32 protein-coding genes are annotated in these 24,547 nt (G+C 67.5%); 17 read left to right on the top strand and 15 right to left on the bottom strand.

Annotated elements, in window-relative coordinates:
• Nucleotides 1–18 precede the first annotated feature (18 nt).
• A complete protein-coding gene (locus tag V7D63_RS00340) occupies nt 19–510 on the top strand; it encodes a YybH family protein (RefSeq protein ID WP_017505545.1) in 492 nt (163 codons plus the stop codon).
• A gap of 175 nt (nt 511–685) precedes the next feature.
• Here the strand turns inward: V7D63_RS00340 and copD are convergent, their stop codons facing one another.
• The 5 genes from copD to V7D63_RS00315 form a co-directional block, all read right to left on the bottom strand.
• Nucleotides 686–1,600: a copper homeostasis membrane protein CopD gene (gene copD, locus V7D63_RS00335; RefSeq protein WP_296166751.1), complete on the bottom strand. Its 915-nt coding sequence runs from the start codon at nt 1,598–1,600 to the stop codon at nt 686–688.
• A gap of 4 nt (nt 1,601–1,604) precedes the next feature.
• Nucleotides 1,605–1,967: a copper homeostasis periplasmic binding protein CopC gene (gene copC / locus V7D63_RS00330; RefSeq protein ID WP_296166753.1), complete on the bottom strand. Its 363-nt coding sequence runs from the start codon at nt 1,965–1,967 to the stop codon at nt 1,605–1,607.
• Nucleotides 1,968–2,167: 200 nt separating this feature from the next.
• On the bottom strand, nt 2,168–2,614 hold the full coding sequence (locus tag V7D63_RS00325) for a DUF305 domain-containing protein (RefSeq protein ID WP_066629159.1): 447 nt from the start codon (nt 2,612–2,614) through the stop codon (nt 2,168–2,170).
• 96 nt (nt 2,615–2,710) lie between these two features.
• Nucleotides 2,711–3,154, bottom strand: coding sequence for a DUF305 domain-containing protein (locus V7D63_RS00320; protein ID WP_333590282.1), 444 nt, complete (start codon nt 3,152–3,154; stop codon nt 2,711–2,713).
• A gap of 146 nt (nt 3,155–3,300) precedes the next feature.
• The gene (locus V7D63_RS00315) at nt 3,301–3,714 is read right to left on the bottom strand and encodes a MerR family transcriptional regulator (protein ID WP_054765702.1); all 414 of its coding nucleotides are present in this window, start codon (nt 3,712–3,714) and stop codon (nt 3,301–3,303) included.
• 68 nt (nt 3,715–3,782) lie between these two features.
• Here V7D63_RS00315 and V7D63_RS00310 point away from each other — a divergent pair, with 68 nt between their 5' ends.
• Together V7D63_RS00310 and V7D63_RS00305 are read left to right on the top strand one after the other, a co-directional pair.
• Nucleotides 3,783–4,547, top strand: coding sequence for a glutaredoxin family protein (locus V7D63_RS00310; RefSeq protein ID WP_055808283.1), 765 nt, complete (start codon nt 3,783–3,785; stop codon nt 4,545–4,547).
• Between the two features lie 243 nt (nt 4,548–4,790).
• Nucleotides 4,791–5,960, top strand: coding sequence for a metallophosphoesterase (locus V7D63_RS00305; protein ID WP_333590281.1), 1,170 nt, complete (start codon nt 4,791–4,793; stop codon nt 5,958–5,960).
• Here V7D63_RS00305 and V7D63_RS00300 read toward each other — a convergent pair.
• Nucleotides 5,957–6,604 (bottom strand): glutathione S-transferase family protein, encoded by a 648-nt coding sequence (locus V7D63_RS00300; protein ID WP_333590280.1) that lies wholly within the window; start codon nt 6,602–6,604, stop codon nt 5,957–5,959. The genes V7D63_RS00305 and V7D63_RS00300 overlap by 4 nt on opposite strands.
• Nucleotides 6,605–6,617: 13 nt before the next feature.
• Nucleotides 6,618–7,064 carry a VOC family protein gene (locus tag V7D63_RS00295; protein ID WP_333590279.1) on the bottom strand — a complete coding sequence of 149 codons (447 nt, stop codon included), beginning with the start codon at nt 7,062–7,064 and terminating at the stop codon, nt 6,618–6,620.
• Between the two features lie 98 nt (nt 7,065–7,162).
• Between V7D63_RS00295 and V7D63_RS00290 the strand changes: the two genes are divergently transcribed.
• The gene (locus V7D63_RS00290) at nt 7,163–7,507 is read left to right on the top strand and encodes an ArsC family reductase (protein WP_333590278.1); all 345 of its coding nucleotides are present in this window, start codon (nt 7,163–7,165) and stop codon (nt 7,505–7,507) included.
• On the opposite strand, the gene V7D63_RS00285 is transcribed toward V7D63_RS00290, so the two are convergent.
• Nucleotides 7,504–7,743 (bottom strand): DUF2188 domain-containing protein, encoded by a 240-nt coding sequence (locus tag V7D63_RS00285; protein WP_333590277.1) that lies wholly within the window; start codon nt 7,741–7,743, stop codon nt 7,504–7,506. The two genes, V7D63_RS00290 and V7D63_RS00285, sit on opposite strands and share 4 nt — an antisense overlap.
• A 139-nt stretch (nt 7,744–7,882) precedes the next feature.
• Between V7D63_RS00285 and V7D63_RS00280 the strand changes: the two genes are divergently transcribed.
• The 3 genes from V7D63_RS00280 to V7D63_RS00270 are packed head-to-tail and all read left to right on the top strand — an operon-like array spanning nt 7,883 to nt 9,170.
• Nucleotides 7,883–8,320, top strand: coding sequence for a hypothetical protein (locus tag V7D63_RS00280; RefSeq protein ID WP_333590276.1), 438 nt, complete (start codon nt 7,883–7,885; stop codon nt 8,318–8,320).
• A gap of 30 nt (nt 8,321–8,350) precedes the next feature.
• Complete coding sequence (locus V7D63_RS00275; protein WP_333590275.1) at nt 8,351–8,881, top strand: RNA polymerase sigma factor; 531 nt, start codon at nt 8,351–8,353, stop codon at nt 8,879–8,881.
• A complete protein-coding gene (locus V7D63_RS00270) occupies nt 8,871–9,170 on the top strand; it encodes a hypothetical protein (RefSeq protein WP_333590274.1) in 300 nt (99 codons plus the stop codon). The genes V7D63_RS00275 and V7D63_RS00270 overlap by 11 nt, the downstream gene beginning before the upstream one ends.
• On the opposite strand, the gene V7D63_RS00265 is transcribed toward V7D63_RS00270, so the two are convergent.
• On the bottom strand, nt 9,157–9,978 hold the full coding sequence (locus V7D63_RS00265) for an endonuclease/exonuclease/phosphatase family protein (RefSeq protein WP_333590273.1): 822 nt from the start codon (nt 9,976–9,978) through the stop codon (nt 9,157–9,159). The two genes, V7D63_RS00270 and V7D63_RS00265, sit on opposite strands and share 14 nt — an antisense overlap.
• Nucleotides 9,979–10,141: 163 nt before the next feature.
• Here V7D63_RS00265 and V7D63_RS00260 point away from each other — a divergent pair, with 163 nt between their 5' ends.
• The 8 genes from V7D63_RS00260 to V7D63_RS00225 all read left to right on the top strand — a co-directional run bounded on the left by V7D63_RS00260 (nt 10,142) and on the right by V7D63_RS00225 (nt 16,740).
• Complete coding sequence (locus tag V7D63_RS00260; protein WP_333590272.1) at nt 10,142–10,537, top strand: DUF6249 domain-containing protein; 396 nt, start codon at nt 10,142–10,144, stop codon at nt 10,535–10,537.
• 25 nt (nt 10,538–10,562) lie between these two features.
• The gene (locus V7D63_RS00255) at nt 10,563–11,111 is read left to right on the top strand and encodes an RNA polymerase sigma factor (protein WP_333590271.1); all 549 of its coding nucleotides are present in this window, start codon (nt 10,563–10,565) and stop codon (nt 11,109–11,111) included.
• Entirely contained in the window at nt 11,101–11,514 is a 414-nt protein-coding gene (locus V7D63_RS00250; RefSeq protein ID WP_333590270.1) for a hypothetical protein, read from the top strand. The genes V7D63_RS00255 and V7D63_RS00250 overlap by 11 nt, the downstream gene beginning before the upstream one ends.
• The gene (panB, locus tag V7D63_RS00245; RefSeq protein WP_333590269.1) at nt 11,514–12,350 is read left to right on the top strand and encodes a 3-methyl-2-oxobutanoate hydroxymethyltransferase; all 837 of its coding nucleotides are present in this window, start codon (nt 11,514–11,516) and stop codon (nt 12,348–12,350) included. Before V7D63_RS00250 ends, panB begins: the two co-directional genes overlap by 1 nt.
• Nucleotides 12,351–12,428: 78 nt before the next feature.
• Nucleotides 12,429–13,202: a tetratricopeptide repeat protein gene (locus V7D63_RS00240; RefSeq protein ID WP_333590268.1), complete on the top strand. Its 774-nt coding sequence runs from the start codon at nt 12,429–12,431 to the stop codon at nt 13,200–13,202.
• 28 nt (nt 13,203–13,230) lie between these two features.
• Complete coding sequence (locus V7D63_RS00235) at nt 13,231–14,661, top strand: PQQ-like beta-propeller repeat protein (RefSeq protein WP_333590267.1); 1,431 nt, start codon at nt 13,231–13,233, stop codon at nt 14,659–14,661.
• Between the two features lie 20 nt (nt 14,662–14,681).
• Nucleotides 14,682–16,304, top strand: a complete 1,623-nt coding sequence (gene der, locus V7D63_RS00230; RefSeq protein ID WP_333590266.1) for a ribosome biogenesis GTPase Der — start codon at nt 14,682–14,684, stop codon at nt 16,302–16,304.
• A 181-nt stretch (nt 16,305–16,485) separates the two neighbouring features.
• Complete coding sequence (locus V7D63_RS00225; protein ID WP_333590265.1) at nt 16,486–16,740, top strand: hypothetical protein; 255 nt, start codon at nt 16,486–16,488, stop codon at nt 16,738–16,740.
• Between the two features lie 9 nt (nt 16,741–16,749).
• On the opposite strand, the gene V7D63_RS00220 is transcribed toward V7D63_RS00225, so the two are convergent.
• A complete protein-coding gene (locus V7D63_RS00220; RefSeq protein WP_333590264.1) occupies nt 16,750–17,502 on the bottom strand; it encodes an SDR family NAD(P)-dependent oxidoreductase in 753 nt (250 codons plus the stop codon).
• A gap of 71 nt (nt 17,503–17,573) precedes the next feature.
• On the opposite strand from V7D63_RS00220, the gene V7D63_RS00215 reads away from it, so the two are divergent.
• Together V7D63_RS00215 and V7D63_RS00210 are read left to right on the top strand one after the other, a co-directional pair.
• Nucleotides 17,574–17,834, top strand: coding sequence for a CopG family ribbon-helix-helix protein (locus V7D63_RS00215; protein WP_333590263.1), 261 nt, complete (start codon nt 17,574–17,576; stop codon nt 17,832–17,834).
• The gene (locus V7D63_RS00210; protein ID WP_333590262.1) at nt 17,831–18,130 is read left to right on the top strand and encodes a type II toxin-antitoxin system RelE/ParE family toxin; all 300 of its coding nucleotides are present in this window, start codon (nt 17,831–17,833) and stop codon (nt 18,128–18,130) included. Before V7D63_RS00215 ends, V7D63_RS00210 begins: the two co-directional genes overlap by 4 nt.
• A 90-nt stretch (nt 18,131–18,220) precedes the next feature.
• Here V7D63_RS00210 and purF read toward each other — a convergent pair whose 3' ends face one another.
• The 5 genes from purF to V7D63_RS00185 form a co-directional block, all read right to left on the bottom strand.
• Complete coding sequence (purF, locus tag V7D63_RS00205; RefSeq protein ID WP_333590261.1) at nt 18,221–19,726, bottom strand: amidophosphoribosyltransferase; 1,506 nt, start codon at nt 19,724–19,726, stop codon at nt 18,221–18,223.
• A 30-nt stretch (nt 19,727–19,756) separates the two neighbouring features.
• Nucleotides 19,757–20,344, bottom strand: coding sequence for a CvpA family protein (locus V7D63_RS00200; protein ID WP_333590260.1), 588 nt, complete (start codon nt 20,342–20,344; stop codon nt 19,757–19,759).
• Nucleotides 20,345–20,499: 155 nt separating this feature from the next.
• Entirely contained in the window at nt 20,500–21,864 is a 1,365-nt protein-coding gene (gene radA / locus V7D63_RS00195) for a DNA repair protein RadA (protein ID WP_333590259.1), read from the bottom strand.
• A gap of 73 nt (nt 21,865–21,937) precedes the next feature.
• Complete coding sequence (gene alr, locus V7D63_RS00190) at nt 21,938–22,981, bottom strand: alanine racemase (protein ID WP_333590258.1); 1,044 nt, start codon at nt 22,979–22,981, stop codon at nt 21,938–21,940.
• Between the two features lie 39 nt (nt 22,982–23,020).
• Nucleotides 23,021–24,499 (bottom strand): replicative DNA helicase, encoded by a 1,479-nt coding sequence (locus V7D63_RS00185; protein ID WP_333590257.1) that lies wholly within the window; start codon nt 24,497–24,499, stop codon nt 23,021–23,023.
• Nucleotides 24,500–24,547: the final 48 nt, after the last annotated feature.

Genomic DNA, 24,547 nt, shown 5'->3' with positions numbered 1-24,547 from the left:
CATAAGCCGGAGCCCATCATGTCCCCCAAACCTCTCGTTCTCGCCCTCTCTCTCGCCGTCCTGTCGGTGACGCCCGCTGTCGCGCAGGACCATTCTCACGGCCATGCCCAGACCGCGGGGTCGATCAGCGCGGAAGCGACGGAGGCGGCCACGACCGTCGATGCCTTCCATGCCGCGCTCAAGGCCGGTGACACATCTGCCGCCCTGTTGCTTCTGGCCCCCGACGTCATGATCTTTGAAGAGGGCGGAGCGGAGCGCTCGCGCGACGAATACGCCTCTCACCATCTTGCGTCGGACGCCGCCTTCGCGGCCGCGTCGGACAATGTCGTAAGCCGCAGATCGGGCTGGGCGGACGGCGATGTGGCGTGGATCACGAGCGAAGGCCGCACCACCGGTCAGTTCAACGGACGCGCCGTGGACCGTCTGACAACGGAAACCATGGTGCTAAAGCGCCACGCCGACGGCTGGCGCATCCATCACATTCACTGGTCGTCGCGCGCTCCGCGGTAATCCGCCTCTCCGGTTTGAACGCCTCAGTGCGAAAGCGCGCGGCGTTCAGACCGTATTTGTCCGCTTAAGCCGGGATCCGGGAAGCCCAATGGGAGGACGTGACAACATCTCGACCTCGGAGAATGGCGCCACGACCGCAGCGGTGCTCCACGCCGCGGGCCACTAGATCGTCGGATCACGTCGCGACCGGCGGAGGGAGGGTGCCCATAAGCGCGACGACGGCGAGGACGACGAGCCCGAGGGCCGTCTCCGTGACGATACTGCGCCGCAGCCGTCGAACCGCCGAGATTGACTGTCCTGTGTGCTCCAGTTCCAGACGCAGGGCGGGTGTCAGGCGGAAACGGTTGTCCGCCGCCAGGCCCAGCATCAGCACGAAGAGCGCCAGCTTGGCGATCAGAAGCTGTCCATAGAGGCTTTCGCCAAGGTTCACGAAACGCTCCGATCCGACGAGGAACCAGCTGTTCGCGAGACCCGTGGCCACAAGAAGGGCTACGACGAGCGTGCCCAGGCCCGAGAACCCATGCAAGGCACGGTAGAGGGCCCCATCGTCGACCCCGGGGCGGCGAAGCAGCAGGATCGTCAGCGCTACAAGCGCACCAAGCCAAAGGGCCGCCCCGACGGAATGGACGATGTCGGAGGCGAGGTGGACCAGGCCCTCGGGGCCTTCTGTCGCCGCGCCGTGTCCAGTCCAAGCGAAGCTCGCGACCACGAAGAGCCCAAGGCCTAGCGAGATGCTCCAGGCCGTCTTGCCCGGTCTCAAGGCCAGGACCGCGACGACGGCTGCGAGGGCGAGGGCGGCCCGCGCGACCATGGCTTTCCCCAAGGCCGTGCCGGTGATCATGAAAGACAGAGACACAGGCTTGATGGCTTCCGCCAGCGAGCCCGCCATGACCGCTGTCTGTGCGAGTAGCGCCAGGAGCGCGCTCGCGACGACGACCAAACCTGACCCTATCAGGATCGCGCGCGACCAGGTGAGATCCACGCCGTCGCCGCGCCTGAAGGTGTACAGCAGGAACAACGGCGTCCCGAGAAGGACGACGGCTCCGGCGTACTGGAGCCACCGGAGCGCGACGACCGCGATCTCGAGCACGGCGTCAGCGCACCGTGAAGGTGTACGAGCCGGTCATGCGGTGACCGTCGCTCGAGGCGATGCGCCAGTCGACGCGATAGTCGCCAGCAGTCAGCGGTCGCGTCAGAGTCCCGGTCAGGGTCTTGCCGTCTTCAGCGACCGAAGTGCGGACCGCGAGCTTCTCGCCGGCCGAGTTGACCACGTCGAAGCCGGAGAACGCAGGCACAGAGCGCTCGCTGAAGGTCAAGGTCAGCGTGCGGGTCGCACCGACTGTGGCGTTCGGCGCGGGCGTGGCGCTGACAAGACGAGCGTGAGCTGCCGCAGGTCCAGCGGCGAGGACGACCGCAGTCGCCAGGGCCGCATAGGGAACGGGGTTGAATGCACGCATACTGTGTCTCCTGACGAGTGGCCGGTCCGGCCTTCGACTAGTCTACGCGTCGCATCGACTTTCCCCTCGCCAACGGCGGCCGACGCTGGCCGACCTCACGCCGTGAAACCGACGACAACACTCGGGGCGGCGAGCGAGGCCACCTCGAACGGGAATGGCGAGTTGGCGGGACCGGCGGACGTGTCCCGCCGGAAGAGCCGTCAAAGCCGATCCTGAATCGCCTGCATCTGTCGGATCTCGCGCTTCTGGGCCTCGACGATCTCTGCGCACAGCGCGACCAGTTCCGGGTCGCTCAGCTTGGCCTTGCCGCACATCAGGATCGCGCCGGAGTGGTGGGGGATCATTCCTCGAATGAGTTCCTTGTCGCCGATCGCCGCCTGGGTGCGCATGGCGTAGAAGCTGCCCGCGAAGATGATCACCGAGGCCAGCCCAATGGCCAGGTTGAGCCGATTGTTCGGATACATCTCGCGCATCAGAACCAGCATGAGGACAGCCATTGGCGCGACCATCATCAGCGTCATGTAGAGATTGTTCAGATTGAAGTTGAAGTGATCGAGCGTCGCGATCATCGTGAACATCACCAAATACATGATGATGAAGTGGACGATGAGTTCAATCGCGAGGTTGCGATAGCTCTTTTCGTGCATGAGTGACCTCCCGCCGGCGGACAGACGCCGACGATCGACGCCGTTCAAAAGCAAATACGCACGGGCAGACCAGTCCCCGCGCGTATTCGTCCCGCGTCAGGCTCCGGGCTGGACCGAACCCGAAGCGGGGGTTGCCGCGGCGGACCGATGTTGCGCGACCCACTGCTCCAGCGCCGTGATCTCCTGGCGCTGCATCGTAATCGTCTTTTCGGCCATCTCGCGGAGCGCAGCGTCCGGGTTCTCGCGCATCAGAACCTCCGACATGGCAATGGCGCCCCGGTGGTGCTCGATCATCTTCAGGGCGTAGGTCTCCTGCGGGTCTGCGCCGTGCGCCTGCATCATGGCCTGATGCATCTGCAGTTCAGAGGTGGAAAAGGGCGTCTCGGGCCCCGCCATCGGCTGGACCGCCGGAACGCTGTGTTCGGCCGCCGACCCCGAGTCGGCAGTCGCGGTTCTATCGGCCTGTCCCGCAGGATTGCACGCCGTGAGGAGCACGGATAGCGCGGCGGTCGCCAGACCAACGTTCAGTTTGATCGACATCTTCGTTCTCCGAAAGTGATGATCAACGAACAGTTCTGGCTGCGGGACGTTCCGGTCCTCGCGCTTGCGTGGCCACGCAGTCGGGTTTTTCCCAGGCGGGACGGCTGCCGGCCCTCGCACCCCGTTCGCCAAGACAGGGCAAGATTTCAAACCTTTTCACCCTGAAAGGCCGAAATGATCGGACACGGTCCGCTGTCGTTCGCCGCGCAAGCGCTCGCCAGTCGGCGCAACGCCGCTCTCGCCCCCTCAAGATCGGAGATGGTTCGATCCAGCGCCTCCAGCCTCTCCGCGGCCAACGCACGGGCGCGCGTGCGATCCTCGCCAGCGTCGAGCGACAACAGCTCTTTTATCTGCTCGAGGGTGAAGCCCGCCGTCTGTGCGGAGCGAATGAACTTCAGCTGGCGCACGTCCTCCTCGCCATAGCGTCGAACGCCCGCGCCAGCGCCATCACGCGACCATTTGTCAGGCGTCGAAAGCAATCCGCGACGCTGATAAAAGCGGACAGTCTCCACCCCGACGCCGCCGTCTCGCGCCAACCCTGCGATCGTCCGAACGTTCATGCTTGACTCCGTATCTAGGTACGGAACCTAAGAGCTGTAGCTCGGATTTGAAGATCAAGGAGCCTGCAATGACCAAGACCGCTGTCATCTATCGGATGGTGATGCCCGACCACACCTGTCCGTGGGGGCTCAAGGCCCGGCATCTTCTCAAGAGCCGGGGCTACAAGGTCGAGGACCACTGGCTCACGACCCGCGAGCAGACCGACGCCTTCAAGGCCGAGCACGGCGTCAAGACGACGCCTCAGGTCTTCATCGACGGCCAGCGTGTCGGCGGCCACGACGATCTGCGCCGCTATCTCGGTCTCAAGGTCCGCGATCCCAAGGCGACCACCTACACGCCGGTCCTCGTCGTCTTCCTGACCACCGCCGTGATGGCGACGATGCTCAGCCTGACGATTTTTGGCACGCCGTTCACCGTGCGGGCAGGGGAGTGGTTTATCGCCCTGTCTATGATGGCCCTCGCCATGCTGAAGCTCCAGAACATCGAGAGCTTCTCATCCATGTTCCTGAACTACGACCTGCTGGCCAAGCGGTGGGTGCCATACGGCAAGGTCTATCCGTTCGCCGAGTTCGGGGCAGGCGCGTTGATGGTCGCGGGCGTCCTGACCTGGTTGTCGGTCCCGGTGGCCCTGTTCATCGGCGGCATTGGCGCGGCCTCGGTCTTCAAGGCTGTCTACATCGACAAGCGCGAACTGAAATGCGCCTGCGTCGGTGGAGACAGCAATGTGCCGCTTGGCTTCCTATCCCTGACCGAGAACCTGATGATGATCGCCATGGCGATCTGGATGCTGGTTATGCACTACGCTCTGCCGGCGTCAGCGATGGCGATGTAGGTTCTGTTCATGCTAGTCTAGCGGAGGCAAGTGAACGCGCAAGAGTCGATTGTTAATTCGAGTTTGAGATTGTCAATACGTCTCGAAAGATTGCGCGATCACGCGGTTTTTACATCGGTCTATTTATCTAATGTTTTCAGAACCAAGCCGAACGGTCGGGCGGCGAGCCGGTGTTAAAGTAGGTGGGCCGCGAAAAAACCAACTGATTCATGATTTTATCCAGCTTAGAGCAATCGAGTGGGAGTGAGCCGCATCACGCGACGGGCCATCGGCGCGGCGGCGCTGGCTGCGGCCCTGGGCCTGGCCGTCGCCGTTCAGGCGCAGCAGCGGCCGGACCCGGCGAGCATCACGGCGGCGGGCGACGGTCCCTATGTGACGCCGGGACCGTCTCGCGGATGGCTGGCGCGCGGCGTGTCGCCCGAGCTGACGTCCGTGGAGCAGCGCATCGCGCCGCGCGGCGCGATCACGGTCGCGGCGGTGGGCGAGGTTCCGGCCTTCACCGTTCCCTTGCGCCCGCCTGTTCAGGGCCAGGGCGCGGACACCCTGCCGCTAAGCCCCGATGCGCGGCTGATGGTGCTGGCCGACACCCATGGGGAATATGAGATCGTCGTGGAGTTCCTGCGGCGCCAAGGGGTGATCGACGCGAACCTGCGCTGGGCCTTCGGCGACGGCCAGATGGTGGTGACCGGCGACATGTTCGACCGAGGCGCGCACCAGCTCGAAATCCTGTGGCTGTTCTACAAGCTGGAGACCGAGGCCCGGGCGGCGGGCGGGGCGCTGCATGTGCTGCTGGGCAATCACGATTCGATGAATCTACGCGGCGATCTGCGCTATCTGCATCCGCGCTATCCGCAGACGGCGGCCATCCTGGGCGCGGCCAGCTATACGGACCTGTTCACGGCCGAGAGCGTGCTGGGCGACTGGCTGCGGTCGCGCCCGGCGGTGCTGAAGCTGGGGGACCTGCTTTTGGCGCACGGCGGAATATCGCCGCAGGTCGTGGACGCCGGGCTGACGGTCGCGGACATCAACGCCGGCATCCGTCGCAGCCTGGACACGCCGGTGGCCCGCAAGGAGGAACTCGATCCCGTGGCGGCCCTGGTCGCCGGGACCTTCGGGCCGCAGTGGTTCCGGGGCTATTTCCCCGAACAGGCCCGGCCCGACCGCCCCTATATGCCGCGCGCGGACGTCGAGCGGTCGCTGGAATTCTACGGCGTCAGCCGCATTCTGGTCGGCCATACGGTGGTGGACGCCGTCAGCCCCCTTTACGGCGGCCGGGTGATCGCCGTGCAGGTCTATCCCGAATGGGACGCGCGCACCGGACGCCCGATCCTGGAGGCCGCGCTGCGCGAAGGCGGCCGTTGGTTCGGCGTCAACGCCCAGGGCGAACGCCGCATGCTGGCGATGGGCGACTAGTCTCGATCTGGCGCGCCCAGCGGGAAATAGTGGCGGAAGCGTCGGGCGTCGTCGACGCAGCGAACGACCGAGGGGCGGGCCAGCAGACGGGCGCGATAGGCCCATAGGTGCTCAAGCTCGGCCGGAATGGCGTGGGTCCAGTCGGCGTAGAACAGCGATGGGGCGGCGGCGCAGTCGGCCAGGCTGAAGCCGTGCTCCGTCGCCCATTCGCGCCCGGCCATGCGGTCGTTCAACCAGACATAGATCTGGTCCAGCATGCGGCGCTGTTCCTGGACGCCGTAGGGATCGCGCTGGGTCTCGGGGCGGATGGCGTCGAAGACGATGCGGCCCTGGGGCGTCATGACATAGTTGTCGAAGACCCGGTCCATCATCCGCACCTCGACCGCCGCCGCCGGATCGGCGGGAATCAGGGCGACGGGACCGGGATGATGCACGGCCAGGTGTTCGATGATGGCGGTGGCCTCCATCACCGTCCGGTCGTCATCGACCAGCAGAGGAAAGCGCTTCAGCGGCCACAGCGCGGCCAGTTCGTCCATCGCCCCCGCGTCCTCGACGAACCGGGTCTCGAACGGGATGTCGTTCTCATGCAAGGCGATCAGCGCCTTCCAGCAATAGGACGAGAAGGGATGGAGGTAGAGTTTCATGACCGCCACAGGATCAGCCGACGGCGGCGGCGTCCAGATCGGCGATGACGATCCTTCGCATCTTCAGCATGGCCTGCATGACCCGATCCGCCTTGGCGCGGTCGGGATCGGAGAAATAGCGGGGCAGGGCGGCGGGAATGATCTGCCAGGACAGGCCGTAACGGTCCTTCAGCCAGCCGCACTGGCTTTCCGTCCCGCCGTCGGCGGTCAGGGCGTCCCACAGCCGGTCGACCTCGGCCTGGTCGTCGCAATGGACATACAGGGAGACGGCCTCGGTGAACGGGAAACGGGGGCCGCCGTTCAAAGCCATGAACTGGCGTCCCGACAGTTCGAACACCGTCATCATGGGATTGGCGCTGACGACGCGGCTGTCGCCGAACAGGGAGACGTAGAAGGCGGCGGCCTCCTGGGCCTTGTCGTCGAACCAGAGAAAGGGGGTGATGGCGTGAGGCTGAGGCACGTCGAGGCTCCTCGCGTGGGGTCAGCATTGATAAAATGCCCGTGGGGTCAGGCGCAAACCCCTTGATCGCGCGCGCGTCCCCGGCCAGATGCGACGCCATGATCACGATGTACGGCATCCCCAACTGCGACACGGTCAAGAAGGCCCGGACCTGGCTGGACCAGAACGGCGCGGCCTATGTCTTCCACGACTATAAGAAGGCCGGGATCGACCAGGCGAGGCTGGAGACCTGGGTCGAGGATCTGGGCTGGGAGACGGTGCTGAACCGGTCGGGCACGACCTTTCGCGCCCTGCCCGAGGCGGACAAGACGGGGCTGGATGCGAACAAGGCGGTCGCGCTGATGCTGGCCCAGCCGTCGATGATCAAACGCCCGATGCTGGACCTGGGCGGTCGTCGCATCGCCGGGTTCAAGCCCGAGGTTTACGCCGCGGCCCTGGCCTAATCTTCGACGTCGGTTCGCGGGCGGTCGTGGCCGTCGGCGCGTTCGGTGACCCATTCGCCGTTGGCCGTCTCATATTCGATCCAGGCGGTCTCGTCCGAGACGCGCTGTTCGCGCGCGGCGCGGACGGCGGCGGCGTGGGCGTCGGCGTGCGAGGCGAACGTCTCGGAATAGGTGTCGCCCAGGCGATAGGCCCAGCCTCCATCATGTTCGACGATGCGATAGGTGATCTGGGTCATGCGAGTCTCCGTCCGAACCCATAGATTAGGCGCCGTCGGCGGAATCGGCCAGTCTGAGAAAAACCTCTCGTCGCGCCGCATCCGGTTCGCCCGCGCGTGACGACTACCCAATGAAGGCGCGCCGACAGGGGTCGGGCGCATGGAGAACAAGACGATGGAAGACCTGTTCCGTTCGTACTGGTGGCTGCTGTTTCCGATGGCCTGGTTCGTGACCGGGGCCGTGAGCAGTTTTCTGAACTATCGACGCCAGAAAGAGACGCTGAGCCTGCTGCGCACCTATGCCGAAAAGGGGCAGGAGCCGCCCGAGGCCCTGTTGAAGGTGCTGGACCGGCCGATCGACGCCGACACCGAATTCTTCGGCGACGCCAAGAGCCGCCGCGCGGGGCGTGGCGAGGGGGCCTGGTTCTCGGTGGTGCTGTTCGGCCTGATGGCCGCCGGGTTCGGCTACGCCAGCTTTACGGACATGTATGGGGCGGGCGACGCCTTTCTGATCGTCACCTTCGTGCTGGCCGCCTTGAGCGCGGCCTGTCTGGTCTCGGCCGTGATGAACCGGGGCCGTCGTCGAGACGGCGAGTGATCGCGAGGGGCGCACGCGGGGGGCGGGGCGTTGACCGACGACGCGGAACTGGTGCTGCGCGCGCGCGAAGGGTCGGACGCGGCCTTCGCCCGGCTGGTCGAGCGGCATCAGGCGGCGGTGCGCGGCTTTCTGCGCCGGACCCTGGGCGGCGGCTGGGCCGAGGCGGACGACGTGGCGCAAGAGACCTTTCTGGCCGCCTGGCGAACCCTGCGGTCGTTGAAGTCGCCGACGGGGGTGCGGGCCTGGCTGCTGGGCATCGCCTGGCGCCGCGCGCAGGACCGCATCCGCTCCAGCCGCAGGTCCGCCGCCCGCGACGCCGCCTGGCTGGACGAGGCCGAGACGCCGGCCGGGATCTCGAACGAGGATCGCATGGCCTTGGCCGAGGCGATGGCCGATCTGGCGCCCGACGTGCGGGCCTGTGTGGCTCTGTGTCTGGCCGACGGCTGGTCGCACGGAGAGGCGTCGGCGGCCCTGGGCTTGCCTCTGGGCACGGTGAAGTCGCATGTTGCGCGAGGTCGAGCGCGCCTGTTGAAGGCGCTCGGAGGGCCTGATGACGCCTGAGGACAAGCTGAACCGGCTGTTCGCCGCCCAGACGCCGCCCGCGCGCGACCTGGCGTTCGAGACGGCGCTGGCCGAACGGATCGCCTTGCGGCGCGCCTGGGCGACGGCGGGGGCCATGGCGCCTTGGGCCATCGCGGCGACGGCGGCCCTGTGGGGACTTCAGCCGGTGGCCGGGGTCCTGGGCGAGACGCTGGGTCAGATCCTGGCGCCGACGATGACGGCCCTGGCCCTGGGCGGGCTGACGGCGGTGTCGGCCCTGGCCCTGAACCGGCGTTTCAACGCAGGCTGACGGTCGCGGCCACGCCGAAATGGTCTGACGGATATTCCCCGTTCACCGGCTGGTCGCCGATGCGATGCGCCTCGACCGGCGCGAAGGTCGCGGTCTCGGCGAAGATGTGGTCGATGACGCGCGGCTGATGTCCCTTGGCCGGGTTCAGGGTGGTGTCGACGCTGCCCCGAGGCAGAGCGCTGAAGAAGCGCGGGCCGGTCAGGGCGTTCAGGCCCGCGTCCTCCTGAACCGCATTGAAGTCGCCCATGACGATCAGGGGCGTGGCGTCGGCGGGCAGCCAGGCCATCAGATCGGCGATCTGGCGGGCGCGCACGGCCTGGGCGTCGGCCTGATAGGCCAGGTGGGTGTTGACGATGTCGACGGCGCGACCGCCCAGATCGACGCGGGCGCGGATGGCGGTGCGATAGTCGTCCAGCGGCTCCAGCTTCTTCCAGTCGTGGGCCAGCACCGGCAGGCGCGACAGAATGGCGTTGCCGTAGCGGCGCGGCCCGCCCTCGGCGTCGACCGACGAGAAATACACCTGATAGCCGCCCAGGGCCTGGGCCAGGGTGCGGGCCTGGTTGGGCAGGCCGACGTTGGCGTCCTCCAGCACCTCTTGCAGGGCGATGACGTCGGCGTCCGTGGCGCGCAGGGCCTCGGTCAGCAGGATCAGGCGGGCGGGCCAGTCGCCCTGATTGTGCCAGATGTTGAAACAGGCCAGCCGCAGGCGGCGGCCAGACGCGGCGGGCGTCGTGGCGCAGGCGGCCAGACCCGTGGCGGCCAACCCGGTGACGGCCAGACCTGAAATCAGGGTGCGGCGAGCGATCATGACGGTCTCCCAAGCGTCTGGCCGCCGTGTTGTAACCGGTTTCAACGACCTGTCGAAAGTTTCATCTTCTCTTGCGCATCCGTAAGCGGTCTTCGCCGCCTCTTGTTGTCAGAAGGCCCGGTCGTCACGCTGGGCCGTGGTCAACGCAAAGCGAGGAATTCACATGGAAGACTTCATTCCGGTCATCGCCATCCTGTCGGTCTTCGGCACCATCACGGCGATCATCGTCGGGCCGTCCTATTTCAAGACGCGCGAGCGCCGCGACATGCAGAAGACGGTGCGCGCCGCCATCGACAAGGGCCAGCCCATGCCGCCTGAAGTCATCGACGCCCTGTCGAAGGAGGCCGCCCGCAACACCCCGTCGCGCACCCGCGACATCCGTCGGGGCGTCATCTGGCTGGCGGTGGGCGTCGGCATGGCCGCCTTCAGCCTGATCAACAGGTACAACAATAGCTGGGACGATAACGGCTCGAACGGCCTGTTGGGTCTGGCCGCCGTTCCGGCGACCGTCGGTCTGGCCTATCTGGTGCTGAGCTTCTTCAACAAGAACAAGGACTGAGAGCCGGTTCCAAAGGTTCAGTCCCATGTTACTGCGTGATCTCCACGACGTCGAACTCGCCGCCCTGGCGGCGGCGGGCGGGCGGCGCGAGTTCGGCGAACTGGTCCGACGACACGGCTCCGCCGTGCGGGGCCTGCTGCGCCGGATGGGCGCCGAGGCGTCCCTGGCCGACGACATCGCCCAGGACGCCTTCCTGCAAGCCTTCGAGAAGTGCGCGGAGTTTCGCGGCGACGGTCCCTTCGCGGGCTGGGTCAAGCGGATCGCGGCGCGCCTGTATCTGAAGAAGCGGGCCAAGGAGGCGCGCTATGTGGCCGAAAGCACGCTTGAGGAGGCGGCGCCCGCCGTCGATACGCCCGGCCACATGGACCTGGACGACGCGCTCAAGACGCTGAGCGAGACCGAGCGGCTCTGCGTCTCTCTGTGTCACGGGGCGGGAATGGCCCATCCTGAAATCGCCGCCGCCATGAATCTGCCGCTCGGAACGGTGAAGTCTCATGTCAAACGTGGTCTGGATAAACTCCGCGCCCGGCTTCAGCCGGAGCCGCTGTCCGGGAGGGCCGTTCATGTCGGCTGACGAGTTCGATCCGTTCGTGGAGCGGCTGTTTTCGCGAACGCCGCGGATGGCCGACGCCGAGCTGTTCGCGGTCGAGGTGGAGGCGAAGCTGGCGTCGCGCACGCGGTTTCGCGGCCTGGCCCTGGCCCTGGCCGGCCTGGTCGGCGGCGCCATCGCCGTGCGCGAGACCATCAGCCTGAATTTCCAGGGCGTCGAGAATATGCTGACCGGCCGGTCGCTGGATGGCGGCGCCCGCTCGGTGATCACCGCCGCCCAGTCGGACATCCAGTCCAGCCTGGACCAGATGGGCCTGGCCGGATTGAGCCTTGGGTCCATGGGCGCGATGCAGCTATTCTGGATCACGGCCGGGGCGCTGGTCGCCCTGATGGCCGCCGGAGCCGTGAAACTGTCCCAGGAGACGTGATGTCCAGCCAGAAGCAGGAGACGGTTCGTCGTCTCGCCGCGCCCGACATCCTGGCGCGGAAAGGCGGCGAGCCGATCGTCTGTCTGACGGCCTATGACGCGCCGACGGCCGAGATCCTGGACGCGCATTGCGACCTGCTGCTGGTCGGCGACAGCGTCGGCATGGTGGTGCACGGCCTGCCCAACACCGTCGGCGTGACGCTGGAGATGATGATCCTGCACGGCCAGGCGGTCATGCGCGGCGCCAAGAAGGCCATGGTCGTGATCGACATGCCCTTCGGCAGCTATGAGGGCGACAAGGAAGAGGCCTATCGCAACTGCGCCCGCGTGATGAAGGAGACGGGCGCGCAAGGCGTGAAGCTGGAAAGCGGCCCGACCGTGCCGGAAACCATCGCCTATCTGGTCCAGCGCGGCATACCGGTGATGGGCCATGTCGGTCTGCGGCCCCAGGCGGTGCTGACCGACGGCGCCTTCAAGGCCAAGGGCCGCACCGACGAAGAGCGCCTGCGGGTCATGGCCGAGGCCGAGTCCACCGCCGACGCCGGGGCCTTTTCGGTCGTCATCGAGGGCGTGGCCGAAGGCCTGGCGCGCGAGATCACCCAGGCCATCGACAAGCCGACCATCGGCATCGGCGCCTCGGCCGCCTGCGACGGACAGATCCTGGTCGTGTCGGATATGTTGGGCGTGTTCGACTGGACGCCGAAATTCGTTCGGCGCTACGCCGATCTGCGAAACGACATCGGCGCGGCGGTCGGTCGATACGCCGCCGACGTGCGCGCCCGCCGTTTTCCTGCCGAAGTCGAGACCTACTTCTCGAAAAAGCCGGTTCAGCCGTAGCCGTTCGCGTTGCGGCGGCGGTTGCGACCCTCTAGGGTCGCGCGGCTTTGCTGATCAGAGATTTGGGGCGAACTTTCCGTGGTTGATGTCTTCGAACAGGTCGAGGAAGACCTTCGCTCCGACCGTTATTCGCGCATGGCGCGTCGCTGGCTGCCGGTTGTCGGCGGCGTATTGGCCGTGGCCCTGGCCGTGGCCCTGGCCTGGTGGGGCTGGGATACGTGGCAGACGTCGCAGGCGAACAAGGCCTCGGTCGCCTATGACCGCGGCATGGAGGCCTTGCAGGCCAACAACCTGACCGGCGCCGACACCGCCTTCGCCGAGGCGGTCAAGGCGGGCAACGGCGCCTATAAGGCCCTGGCCCTGTCGCAACAGGCCGGCCTGGCCCTGCAACGCAACAACAAGGACGAGGCCGTCCGCCTGCTGGACCAGGCCGCCAAGGCCTCGCGCGATCCGCTGCTGAGCGATCAGGCGGCGCTGAAGGCCGTCTTCCTGCTGATGGAAGGCCGGATCGACGCGGCCAAGTTCGCCGATATCCAAAAGCGGGTTGAGCCGCTGACCAAGGAAGGCCGCCCCTTGCGCGCCTTCGCCCAGGAGGCCCTGGCCCTGGCGCAGTTGCAGATGGGACAGATCCAACCGGCCCGCGCCGCCTTCGTGCAACTGCAACTGGGGCAGGACGTGCCGGATCAGGTGCGTCAGCGCGCCCAGGCGGCCATCGACACCATCGACACCGGCATCGCGCCCGCCCTGCCGCAGATCGTGACGGCCATGGACGCCATTCCGCCGACGTCGAGCCTGACGCCGGAACAGCGGGGCCAAGCCGCCCCGGCCGCCGCTCCCGCGCCCGCCCAGTAACCGTCCGAACGAGAGCGAAAGACCGCCCATGTCCCGCGTTCTGAAAGTCGCCGCGATCTGCGGCCTGGCCGTTTCGGTCGCGGCCTGCGGCACGGTGCGCAACGCCCTGCCGTTCAACCTGGGCCGGACCCAGGCTCCGCAAGCCGTCGCCAGCCAGGGCGAACGCATCTCGGTGCTGGATTTTGAACAACGGCTGGCTCCCTCGGCCGCCCTGTCGGGACGCGACTTCTTCCTGCCCGGACCCCAGGCCGCCACGGCCTGGACCCAGCCCGGCGGCAATGCCGAGAACGCGGTCGAACACGTGATCGCCGCGCCGGAATTCGCCGTCGCCTGGCGCCGCGACGTGGGTGCCGGCTCCAGCAAGACCACCCAGATCATGGCCCCCATCGTGGCCGCCAACGGCCGCGTCTTCGTGCTGGACGGCGAATCGACCGTCACGGCCGTGGACTCCTCGACCGGCGCTGTGGCCTGGCGCGCGGACATGAAGCCGGACGAGCGTGAACCCGGTTCGGGCCTGCTGGGCCTGCCGCTGATCAGCACCGGCGGCGGCGCCGTCATGGGCGGCTTCGGCGGCGGCGTGGCCGTGGGCGGTGACAAGGTCTTCGTGGCCTCGGGCTATCGCACCGTGGCGGCTCTGAACGCGGCCACCGGCGCGGTCATCTGGACCAAGCGCGTCGATGTGCCGATCCACAGCGCCCCGACGGTGGCGGGCGGCCGCGTCTTCGTGATCGACGTCGACAATCAGATGATCGCCTTCAACACCGAGACGGGCGACCAGGACTGGACCTATCGCGGCATCTCCGAGCCGGCCCGCGTGATGCGCGCGCCCAGCGCCGCCGTCACCGGCGACACGGTGATCGCGCCCTTCTCGTCGGGCGAAGTGGTCGCGCTGCGCGCCTCGAACGGCCAGCAGTTGTGGCAACAGGTGCTGAGCCGCACCAGCCGCACCAGCGCCCTGTCGGAAATCCGCGACATCGCCGGACGCCCGGTGGTCAGCCGCGGCTATGTTTACGCCGTCAGCCATTCGGGCGTGCTGGCCTCGATGGACATCCGTTCCGGCCAGCCGCGCTGGCAGTTGCCGATCGCGGGCGTCAACGCGCCGCTGCCGGCGGGCGACGTGGTCTATGTGGTGTCCAAGAGCGGCGAACTGACCGTGGTCAACCGCGACAGCGGCCAGGTCTATTGGACCCGCGACCTGAACGAGGGCCGCGTGCGTCAGGAAGGCGGCGTGCTGGGCCTGTTCGACCGCACCGTGCGGCCCGAGTGGAGCGGCCCGATCCTGGCCTCGAATCGGCTGGTCCTGGTCAATTCCGACGGCGATGTCGTGGGCCTGAACCCCAAGACGGGCGCGGTGGAGAGCACCATCCGTCTGGGCGCGGCCAGCTATGTCGCTCCGGCGGCCTATAACGGCGCGCTTTATATCCTGACCGACAAGGGACAGTTGGTCAGCATCCGCTGACCCGCGTATAGGCTGACGTCATGGCATTGAAGGTCGCCATCGTCGGCCGTCCCAACGTGGGCAAGTCGACCCTGTTCAACCGGCTGGTTGGAAAACGGCTGGCGCTGGTCGATGACCGGCCGGGGGTGACCCGCGACCGCCGCTATGCCGCGGGCAATATCGGCGATCTGGACCTGACCCTGATCGACACCGCGGGCTATGAGGACGTCACCGACGAAAGCCTGGAAGCCCGGATGCGCGAGCAGACCGAGGCGGCCATCGAGGACGCGGACCTGATCCTGTTCATGATGGATGCGCGCGAGGGCGTGACTTCGCTGGACCGCATCTTCGCCGACCGTCTGCGCCATCAGCACAAGCCCGTCGTCATGCTGGCCAACAAGGCTGAAAGCCGTGAAAGCGGCGGCGGCATCGGTGAAGCCTACGCCCTGGGCTTCGGCGAGCCGGTGGCCGTCTCGGCCGAGCACGGCGAGGGCATGGCCGACCTGTACGCCGCCATCGTGGCCGCCTCGGCCGACATCTTCGTCGAGGAAGAGGACGAGCCGGACAAGCCGATCCGCATCGCCGTGATCGGCCGCCCCAACGCCGGCAAGTCGACCCTGATCAACCGCCTGATCGGCGAGGACCGCCTGCTGACCGGGCCGGAGGCGGGGATCACCCGTGATTCCATCTCGGTCGACTGGGTCTGGGAAGGCCGCAACATCCGCCTGGTCGACACCGCAGGGATGCGTCGCAAGGCTCGGGTGCAGGAAAAGCTGGAGAAGCTGTCGGTCGCCGACACCATCCGCGCCATCACCTTCGCCGAGGTGGTCATCCTGGTCATGGACAAGGACGACGCCTTCGACACCCAGGACCTGCAACTGGCCGATCTGGTCGAGCGGGAAGGGCGGGCGCTGGTCTATGTCGCCGCCAAATGGGACCTGGAAGAGCACCCCCAGGCGCGGATGGCCGAGCTGAAGTCCCTGGCCGAGCACAAGCTGCCGCAGTTGAAGGGTTCGCCCTTCGTGGCCCTGTCCTCGTATTCGGGGCGCGGCGTCGAGCGGCTGATGCCCGCCGTGATCCAGGCCTATGACACCTGGTCGGTGAAGGTGAAGACCAAGGACCTGAACACCTGGCTGTCCATGGCGACCCAGCGGCACCCGCCGCCCGCCGTCGACGGCAAGCGGATCAAGCCGAAATACATCGCCCAGACCAAGGCCCGTCCGCCGACCTTCGTGCTGATGGCCAGTCGCGCCGAGTCGATGCCGGATCACTACAAACGCTATCTGATCAACAGTTTGCGTGAGAGTTTTGATCTTCCGGGCACGCCGATCCGCCTGACGGTCAAGTCGGGCGGCGCCAACCCCTATGCCGAGGGCGGCGCCAAGTCGGGACCGGAACGCTACAAGGGCGACGCCAAGACCGCCCCGCGCCGCGTCAAGAAGGCCGAGAAGGAAGAGGCCCTGTCCAAACTGCCCGGCAAGGCGCTGGAGCAGAAGAAGGCCCGCGTCGCCAAGCCCAAGATCCTGGGCGGCCTGAAGGCCAGCGCGTCCAAGAAGGCGGGTTCGAGCGTGGCGATCCAGAAGGGCGCGCGCGGCGGCGCGCGTCAGGTATCCCGCTCAGGCCGCATCCGCACAGGTCAGAAGGCCGGACCGAAGAAGCGGTAGGCGGAAGCGGGGTGTTCACCCGTCTATCAACCCATCCTGCTTGACCATTCTGGGTTGCACCGCGAGGTTGGCGGGGCCGCTTTCGAGGATGGATTACATGCACGTCGCCGTCGCTGCTCTTGCAGTCCTGTTGCAAACAGCTCCGCCTCCCGCGGTCTGTTCCATCCCGCAGCCGCCGCCCGTGGAGCGTCCAGAGAAACCGGCCCGGCCCGCCACGCCGTCCTGCGTCAACGAGGCCGCGGGCACGCACACCTGTAGGCCCGCGGTGGTCAACGCCTACCAGCGGGATATGACGGCCTACTCACAGGCCTTCAATGCCTATGTCGGTGCGGTGAACGGCTATGTCGACGCCCTGAACCGCTACATGCAGTCGGTGAACGACTACATCAGTTGCGAACGTCAGATCGTGATGCCGTCCCAGATCATCACCGGCTGACGGCCAGCGTCAGACCAGCGCCGCCACGCTGGGTCCCGCCTGCCAGTCCTTGAACTTGACCGTCAGGGGCGGGGTCAGGTCGCCGCGGGCCAATTCGACGATCAGGGGGGCGATGGCGGACGGCGGGTCCAGGTCCATCGGGTCTTCGCCGGGGAAGGCCTGGGCGCGAAGCTGGGTGCGCAGGCGGCCGGGATCGACGACGGAAACGCGGATCGGGGTGCTCTCGATCTCGTCGGCCCAGGTCTTCATCAGGGCCTCGGCCCCCGCCTTGGTCGCGGCGTAGGCGCCCCAGAAGGCGCGGGGCGCGGTGGCGACGCTGGTGGTCAGGTGCACCACCCGTCCGGCGTCCGAGGCCCGCAACAGCGGCTCCAGCGAGCGGATCAGGCGATAGACGCCGGTGAAATTGACCTTCTCCACCTTGGCGAACTCGCGCGGATCGGCGTGGGCCACGGGCGTCAGGCCCGACGCACCCATGGTCGCCGACGCCTGGACCCAGACGTCCAGCCGCCCGAACCGTTCGTAAAGCGCCCCGCCCAGCCGGTCGATGGCTCCGCCGTCCACTAGGTCGAAGGGGATCAGGGTGGCGTGTCTGCCGGTGGCGGCGAAGACGGCGTCGTCCAGCTCTTCCAGTCCGCCCTGGGTGCGCGCCGCCGCCACGACGTGGGCGCCGGCCTTGGCCAGGGCCAGGGCGCTCTCATAGCCGATGCCGCGCGAGGCGCCGACGACCAGGGCGATGCGATCTTTCAGGGGGAGGTCCGACATGGCGCGGTGGTACGGATGGCGGCGGCCGGGGTCAATGTGTTACATTGTGATCAACTTTGCTGGAGTCGATCATGTCCAAGACCGCCGCGATGACGCTTCGTTTGACGCCAGAACTGAAGAGCAAGCTGGCGGATTTGGCCGCGAAGACGGATCGGACACCCTCGGCCGTCGCCCAACGGGTGCTAAGCGATTATGTCGACCATCAGCTCTGGATAATCGAGGAAATCGAAAAGAGCCGGGAGGACTTCCGCCAGGGACGTACGGCTACTCACGAAGATGTAATGCGGCAGGCGCAGGAAATTATCGAAAGACACAAGAGCAAGGCCGCGTGAGGTCGATCGTCTGGTCGTCGCACGCCGAAGCCCAGTATCTCGCTGTCGTCCAATATCTTTCCGAACGTAATTCACAGGCCGCAGCCAAGTTGGTTCAGCGTGTTGAAGAGGCGGCCGAAAGTCTCGGGAAACGCCCCATTGGGCGACCAGGCCGCGCCACAGATACCTTCGAGAAGATTATTCTGAAGACATCGTATGTATTCGTTTACGAACTATGCGGTGACGAGCTTCGGATTCTTCGCATCTTCCACATGGCTCAGGACTGGCATGACTGGCGCAAGGACGAAGGCGCCTAGCATCCGGCCGCCGGTTGCCACAGGCTGAACAGCGCTTGATCGTCACAGACGACAGGAACTAGCCGTCGAGGTCGCCGAGCGTGAACCGGCCTAGGCGCTGACCAGCAGGGACAGTTGCCGGCCCGAGGCGTCGCGGCCGCCCAGTTCGATCTCGCGGTCCAGCAGGCGCGTCGGATAGTCGCCGGTGAAATAGTGGTCGGTGAACTGGGGCGCCTTGTCGTTGCGGCCGTCCTGGCCCAGGGCGCGGTACAGGCCGTCGACCGACAGGAAGCCCAGGGTGTCGACCTCCAGGTACTCGCGCATCTCGTCCATCGACTTCTGGGCGGCGATCAACTGCTCCCGCTCGGGCATGTCGATGCCGTAGAAGTCCGGGTACAGAATCGGCGGACTGGCCGAGCGCAGATGCACCTCGGCGGCGCCCGCGGCGCGCACGGCGCGGACCAGTTTCACCGAGGTGGTGCCGCGCACGATGGAATCGTCGATCAGCACGACCCGTTTTCCGGCCAGGGCGGCCTTGTTCGGGCTGTGCTTCATGCGCACGCCTTTTTGCCGTGCGCCCTGGCTGGGCTGGATGAAGGTGCGGCCCAGATAGTGGCTGCGGATGATGCCCATCTCGAACGGGATGCCGCTTTCCTGGGCATAGCCCAGCGCGGCCGGCACGCCGGAATCGGGCACGGGCACCACGATGTCGGCCGCGACCGCGTGCTCACGGGCCAGGGCGGCGCCCATGGCCTTGCGCACCTCATAGACCGAGCGGCCGTCCACGAAGGAATCCGGGCGCGAGAAATAGACGTATTCAAACAGGCAGGGCCGGGCGGCGCGGGCCGGGAAGGGCTTCAGCGAAGTCAGGCCGTCCTCGTCGATCACCACCACTTCGCCGTGCTCGACGTCGCGCACGAAGTCGGCGCCGATCATGTCCAGCGCGCAGGTCTCGGACGCCAGGACCCACGCCCCGCCGACCTTGCCTAGCACCAGCGGGCGGATGCCCAGCGGGTCGCGGGCACCGATCATCTTCTTGGTCGTCTGGGCCACCAGGGCGTAGCCGCCCTCGATCTGGCCCAGAGCGTCGATGAAGCGGTCGACGATCTTGGCCTTACGGCTGCGGGCGATCAGATGCAGGATCACCTCGGAGTCCGAGGTCGACTGGAAGATGGCGCCTTCCGAGACCAGGCGGTTCCGCAGGAATTTGAAATTGGTCAGATTGCCGTTGTGGGCGATGGCGATGCCGCCCGTGTCCAGATCGGCGAACATCGGCTGGATGTTGCGCAGGAAGCTGCCGCCGGCCGTGGAGTAGCGGGTGTGGCCCACCGCCGCCTCGCCCGGCATGCGCTGGGCCAGATTGGCCCCGCCGAAGGCCTCGCCGACCAGGCCCATGTGACGCTCGGTGTGGAAGCGGTCGTCGCCGACGCTGGCGATTCCACAGGCTTCCTGGCCGCGATGCTGCAAGGCGTGCAGGCCCAGGGCGACGATGGACGAGGCCTCGTCCGTGTCGGCCCCCCAGACGCCGCAGACGCCGCATTCCAGCCGAGGCCGGTCGTCGTCGGCGTCACGCTCGTGCAGGCGATGCACGACGGGGTCGGCGATGTGGTGGGTCATCGTCGGCGTCTCCGGCTGGCCGGGCGGAAGTCAGGATGGCGGCGAGGTAGTCCCGGATTGGGGCCGGGGCAAGGCTTCATCGCCTGAAAATCCTTCGCGAGCGGACGAAGCGACCACCGGCGACACCGCATCCATGCCTCGGCCGATGCCCGGCAGGATGAATTGGATCGTGCGGGCGGCCCCGGCGCTGAGCTTGTACAGCGACGCCTCGGTCAGCCAGCGCGGCGTCTTCTCGCCCGGCATGGCGGCCACGACCACAAGGTGGATGGCGCCCAGCAACACCAGCGCCCGCCCCGCGCCGACGAAGATGCCGAAGAACCGGTCGATCCCGCTCAGATGCGGATGGGCCTGGGCCTGTTTCGACAGTTGCGAGCCGAAGATGCGGATGCCCCAATAGACGGCCAGGAAGCTGACCACCGCGGCCAGGATCGACCCGGCCCAGTCGGGATTGACCATGGCCCGCCCGATCGGCGCCGTCAGCGGCAGGGCGATCAGGGCCAGGAAGGCGGCCAAGGTGAAGCTGAGCAGGGTGATGACCTCGCGCACACCGCCGCGCACCCAACCGGCCGCCGCCGAGGCCAGGATCAGGATGACGGCCAGGGCGTCATAGGCGGTCATCGCCTTTCCTCCCCATCGCTGATGGGCAGGGGGACCGCGAAGCGGTGGAGGGGCTTTATGTCCCCGGGCGCTGTCGTGCCTCGCTTCAAGAACCCCTCCGTCTCGGCCGCTGCGCGTCCGATTCACCTCCCCATGAAATGGGGAGGAGATGTCGATCAATACCGGTTTTCGGAGATTCTTTCGACGGCCTCGGACAATCGGCTGACGGCGGTGACCTTGGCGGCGCCGCCCTTGCCGTTCGGGGGCGGGGTCAGGGCCTGGTCGAAGCCCAGCTTGGCGGCCTCGCGCAGGCGCGCCTCGGCCCGGCCGACGGCGCGGACCTCGCCCGACAGGCCGATCTCGCCGAACACGACGCAGCCCTGGGGCAGGGGCATGTCGGCGGCCGAACTGATCAGGGCGGCGGCGGCGGCCAGGTCGGCGGCCGGTTCATTGACCCTGAGACCCCCCGCCACGTTCAGATAGACGTCGCGATCGCCGAACCCCAGTCCACAGCGCGCCTCCAGCACCGCCAGAACCATGGCCAGCCGCCCGGAATCCCAGCCGACCACGGCCCGGCGCGGCGTGCCATAGGCGCTGGGCGCGACCAGGGCCTGGATCTCGACCAGCACGGGGCGAGAGCCTTCGATTCCGGCGAAGACGGCGGCGCCGGGCGCACGTTCCTTGCCCTCGCCCAGGAACAGGGCCGAGGGGTTGGCGACCTCGCGCAGGCCCGAATCGCCCATTTCAAACACGCCGATCTCGTCGGTGGCGCCGAAGCGGTTCTTGCCCGCGCGCAGGATGCGGAACGGATAGCCGCGCTCGCCCTCGAAGGTCATGACGGCGTCGACCATATGTTCGACCACGCGCGGCCCGGCGACCTGACCGTCCTTGGTGACGTGGCCGACCAGGATGACGGCCGGGCCGCCCGCCTTGGCCAGGCGCACCATCTCGCTGGCGCAGGCGCGGACCTGGGTGACCGAGCCGGGTCCCGCCTCGTGCACGTCGCTCCACAGGGTCTGGATGGAGTCGATGACGACGATGTCGAACCGCACGCGCTTCAGCGTCGATAGGATTTCGCGCAGGGCCGTGGCGCTGGCCAGTTCGACCGGGGCCTGGGCCAGGCCCATGCGTCGGGCGCGGCTGCGAATCTGTTCGATGGCCTCTTCGCCCGAGATGTAGGCGACGCGGCGCCCGGCCAGGGCGGCCTTGGCGCAGACCTCCAGCAGCAGGGTCGACTTGCCCACGCCGGGGTCGCCCGACAGCAGCAGGGCCGAGCCGGGCACCACGCCGCCGCCGCAGACGCGGTCGAACTCGGCCACGCCGGTGACCAGGCGCGGCGGTTCGGGGTTTTCCGATTCCAGCGACTCGAAGGCCAGGCCGCGCGAACGGCTGGTCGCGGCCGGTTTCAGGGCGCCGGGCGGGACGGCGCGGCTTTCCTCGACGATGGTGTTCCACTGGCCGCAGGCGCCGCACTGGCCCGACCATTTGCCGTGCACCGCCCCGCAGGACTGACAAACATAGATCGCGCCGTCTTTCGCCATGGGGTCGGCTTACAGGAGTCGCGGGCGGCGGGGCAGGGGGCGCGGTGAAGGCCCCGACCGCATCTGTCGTAGCTCAGTCGACGTAGACGCGCGGCACTCGGGCGGTGACCGAGGTCAGCAACTCATAGGCGATGGTTCCGGCGGCGGCGGCGGCGTCGTCCAGCATCCGGTTCGGGCCGAACAGTTCGACCGTGTCGCCGATCGCCACGTCCAGACCCGTCACATCGACGGCGCAGACGTCCATCGACACGCGGCCCAGGATGGGACGCAGCTCGCCCGCGACCCAGACCCGGCCCGCGCCCCGGCCGGAATAGGATCTCAGAACCCCGTCGGCGTAGCCGGTGGCGCAGGTGGCGATGCGGCGCGGCGCATCCGCCTCGAAGCTGCGCGAATAGCCGACGGTCTCACCCGCCGGAACGTCGCGGACTTGCAGGATGTCGGCGGTCAGGGCCGCGACGGCGCCGATGCGCGGATCCGGCCGCCCTTCGGGACCGCCGCCGTACAGGCAGACGCCCGGCCGCACGGCGTCGAAGGCGTAGTCGGGACCCAGGAAACAGCCGCCGGAGTTGGCGAACGAACGCACGGCGCCCGGATACCGGTCGGCGACGGCGGCGAAGGCGTCGCGCTGGCGCCGGTTCATCGGCTCGGCCGGTTCATCGGCGCAGGCCAGGTGGCTGAGGATCAGATCCAGGCCCTGGAACGGCGCGGGCGCGTCCTCGGGCCGGAAGCCCAGGCGGTTCATGCCGGTGTCGATCTGAAGCCCGCAGGCGCCGCCGCCCGCCGCCCGCCAGGCCGCGAGCTGGCCGCCGTGGTTCAGGACGGGACGCAGGGTCGAGGCGATCAGCACGCCCTCGGTCCCGGCGAGGCAGCCGTCCAGCACATAGATCGTCGGCTCGGGTCCCAGGGCCGCGCGCAGGGCCGCGCCCTCGGCGGCACGGGCGACGAAGAAGGTGCGCGCGCCCTCGGCCCGCAAACGCTGGGCGCAGGCCGCCGCGCCCAGACCATAGCTGTCGGCCTTGACCACCGGATGCACCGGTGCGCCGGAGGCCGCCGCCAGCGCATGGAAATTGCCGGCCAGGGCGTTCAGATCGACGGTCAGACGGGCGGGAGAGGGCATGCTTCGCTTATGCCGCAACTGCGAAGGCGGTGGAAACCGTCAATCGTGGCTGTAGGCGTCGTAGCGACCGTCGCGCGCCAGGTTGCCGAAGCGGGTGGTGTCGGCGTCGAACGACAGCCTGACCGTACCGATGGGACCGTGACGCTGTTTGCCGATGATGACCTCGGCGACGTGTTGCAACTGGTCCATGTCCTGCTGCCACTTCAGGTGCTCTTCGGAGCCTTCACGCGGTTCGGCGCGGCCCAGGTAATAGCTCTCGCGATAGACGAACATCACGCAGTCGGCGTCCTGTTCGATCGAGCCGGATTCGCGCAGGTCGGACAGTTGAGGCCGCTTGTCCTCACGCGATTCGACCTGACGGCTGAGCTGAGACAGGGCGATGATCGGCACCGACAGCTCCTTGGCCAGGGCCTTCAGACCGCCGGTGATCTCGGACACCTCCTGCACCCGGTTCTTCTGGCTGTTGGAGTCGCCGGTCGTCACGAGCTGGAGGTAGTCGACGATGATCAGGTCCAGCCCATGCTCCATCCGCTTCAGGCGGCGGGCGCGGGCGGCCAGTTTGGAGATCGACAGGCCGCCGGTGGCGTCGATGTACAGAGGGCTTTCGCCGATCTCGACGGCGGCGTCGCGGATGCGGCCGAAGTCGGTGGCGTCGATCTCGCCCTTGCGCAGCTTGTCGGACGACACGCCTGAGGCGTCGGCCAGGATGCGCATCGCCAACTGCTCGGCGCTCATTTCCAGCGAATAGAAGGCGACCACCCCGCCGGAACGGGTCTTGCGCCCCTCGGGCGTCGGCTCCCAGGTGTAGTTGCGGGCGATGTTGAAGGCGATGTTGGTGGCCAGGGCGGTCTTGCCCATCGATGGGCGGCCCGCCAGGATCAGCAGGTCGGACGGGTGCAGGCCGCCCAGCTTCTGGTCCAGGTCGTCCAACGCCGTCGCCAGACCGGCCAGCTTGCCGTCGCGCTGATAGGCCTCGCCCGCCATTTCGACGGCCCCGGCCAGGGCGGCCGAGAAGCTGACGAAGCCCGAGGATGGGGCGCCGGTCTCGGCCAGGTTGTAGAGCGACTGTTCCGCCTGTTCGATCTTGTCCAGCGCCTGGGTCTCGGGATCGGGCGCGTCCTTGATGATGTCGCCGCCGATGCGGATCAGGTCGCGGCGCAGCGCCAGGTCATAAACCAGCCGCGCATAGTCCGGCGCATTGGCCGCGGGCGGGGCGCGATCGACCAGATCGGCCAGGTAGCTTATGCCGCCGAACTCCTGAAAGGCGGGGTCCTGTTTGAACCGCTCCATCAGGATGCGGGGTTCGGCCAGAAGGCCCTGACGGATGTGGTCTTCGATCGCGTCGTACAGGCGCTGATGGAAGGGTTCGTGGAAATGGGCGCCGCGCAGGCGATCCGACAGCCGCTCGAACACGGCGTTGTCGAACATCAGGGCGCCCAGCAACGCCTGCTCGGCCTCCAGGTTGTGGGGCATCGAGGCGATGGAGGTCGCGTCAGTGAAGGGCGAGACGGCGTTCATGGCTTAACCCTTTGCCTACGCCGTCCCGCAAGCGCCAGCCAAGACGCA

Origin of the sequence: Brevundimonas sp. (assembly GCF_036732845.1) — a bacterium.
In the GTDB taxonomy this organism is placed as follows: Bacteria; Pseudomonadota; Alphaproteobacteria; order Caulobacterales; family Caulobacteraceae; genus Brevundimonas.
This window is presented reverse-complemented; position numbering and strand designations above follow the sequence as displayed.

What these genes read in the sequence shown, in the direction of transcription:
- V7D63_RS00290 (WP_333590278.1), top strand. Translation starts at nt 7,163, where the DNA reads ATGATCACGATGTACGGCATCCCCAACTGCGACACGGTCAAGAAGGCC.
- V7D63_RS00285 (WP_333590277.1), bottom strand. Translation starts at nt 7,743, where the DNA reads ATGACCCAGATCACCTATCGCATCGTCGAACATGATGGAGGCTGGGCC.
- V7D63_RS00310 (WP_055808283.1), top strand. Translation starts at nt 3,783, where the DNA reads ATGACCAAGACCGCTGTCATCTATCGGATGGTGATGCCCGACCACACC.
- V7D63_RS00250 (WP_333590270.1), top strand. Translation starts at nt 11,101, where the DNA reads ATGTCGGCTGACGAGTTCGATCCGTTCGTGGAGCGGCTGTTTTCGCGA.
- V7D63_RS00260 (WP_333590272.1), top strand. Translation starts at nt 10,142, where the DNA reads ATGGAAGACTTCATTCCGGTCATCGCCATCCTGTCGGTCTTCGGCACC.
- V7D63_RS00215 (WP_333590263.1), top strand. Translation starts at nt 17,574, where the DNA reads ATGTCCAAGACCGCCGCGATGACGCTTCGTTTGACGCCAGAACTGAAG.
- V7D63_RS00265 (WP_333590273.1), bottom strand. Translation starts at nt 9,978, where the DNA reads ATGATCGCTCGCCGCACCCTGATTTCAGGTCTGGCCGTCACCGGGTTG.
- V7D63_RS00235 (WP_333590267.1), top strand. Translation starts at nt 13,231, where the DNA reads ATGTCCCGCGTTCTGAAAGTCGCCGCGATCTGCGGCCTGGCCGTTTCG.
- V7D63_RS00220 (WP_333590264.1), bottom strand. Translation starts at nt 17,502, where the DNA reads ATGTCGGACCTCCCCCTGAAAGATCGCATCGCCCTGGTCGTCGGCGCC.
- V7D63_RS00200 (WP_333590260.1), bottom strand. Translation starts at nt 20,344, where the DNA reads ATGACCGCCTATGACGCCCTGGCCGTCATCCTGATCCTGGCCTCGGCG.
- V7D63_RS00255 (WP_333590271.1), top strand. Translation starts at nt 10,563, where the DNA reads ATGTTACTGCGTGATCTCCACGACGTCGAACTCGCCGCCCTGGCGGCG.
- V7D63_RS00280 (WP_333590276.1), top strand. Translation starts at nt 7,883, where the DNA reads ATGGAGAACAAGACGATGGAAGACCTGTTCCGTTCGTACTGGTGGCTG.
- alr (WP_333590258.1), bottom strand. Translation starts at nt 22,981, where the DNA reads ATGCCCTCTCCCGCCCGTCTGACCGTCGATCTGAACGCCCTGGCCGGC.
- V7D63_RS00185 (WP_333590257.1), bottom strand. Translation starts at nt 24,499, where the DNA reads ATGAACGCCGTCTCGCCCTTCACTGACGCGACCTCCATCGCCTCGATG.
- radA (WP_333590259.1), bottom strand. Translation starts at nt 21,864, where the DNA reads ATGGCGAAAGACGGCGCGATCTATGTTTGTCAGTCCTGCGGGGCGGTG.
- V7D63_RS00300 (WP_333590280.1), bottom strand. Translation starts at nt 6,604, where the DNA reads ATGAAACTCTACCTCCATCCCTTCTCGTCCTATTGCTGGAAGGCGCTG.
- V7D63_RS00325 (WP_066629159.1), bottom strand. Translation starts at nt 2,614, where the DNA reads ATGCACGAAAAGAGCTATCGCAACCTCGCGATTGAACTCATCGTCCAC.
- der (WP_333590266.1), top strand. Translation starts at nt 14,682, where the DNA reads ATGGCATTGAAGGTCGCCATCGTCGGCCGTCCCAACGTGGGCAAGTCG.
- V7D63_RS00340 (WP_017505545.1), top strand. Translation starts at nt 19, where the DNA reads ATGTCCCCCAAACCTCTCGTTCTCGCCCTCTCTCTCGCCGTCCTGTCG.
- purF (WP_333590261.1), bottom strand. Translation starts at nt 19,726, where the DNA reads ATGACCCACCACATCGCCGACCCCGTCGTGCATCGCCTGCACGAGCGT.
- panB (WP_333590269.1), top strand. Translation starts at nt 11,514, where the DNA reads ATGTCCAGCCAGAAGCAGGAGACGGTTCGTCGTCTCGCCGCGCCCGAC.
- V7D63_RS00270 (WP_333590274.1), top strand. Translation starts at nt 8,871, where the DNA reads ATGACGCCTGAGGACAAGCTGAACCGGCTGTTCGCCGCCCAGACGCCG.
- V7D63_RS00320 (WP_333590282.1), bottom strand. Translation starts at nt 3,154, where the DNA reads ATGTCGATCAAACTGAACGTTGGTCTGGCGACCGCCGCGCTATCCGTG.
- V7D63_RS00315 (WP_054765702.1), bottom strand. Translation starts at nt 3,714, where the DNA reads ATGAACGTTCGGACGATCGCAGGGTTGGCGCGAGACGGCGGCGTCGGG.
- copC (WP_296166753.1), bottom strand. Translation starts at nt 1,967, where the DNA reads ATGCGTGCATTCAACCCCGTTCCCTATGCGGCCCTGGCGACTGCGGTC.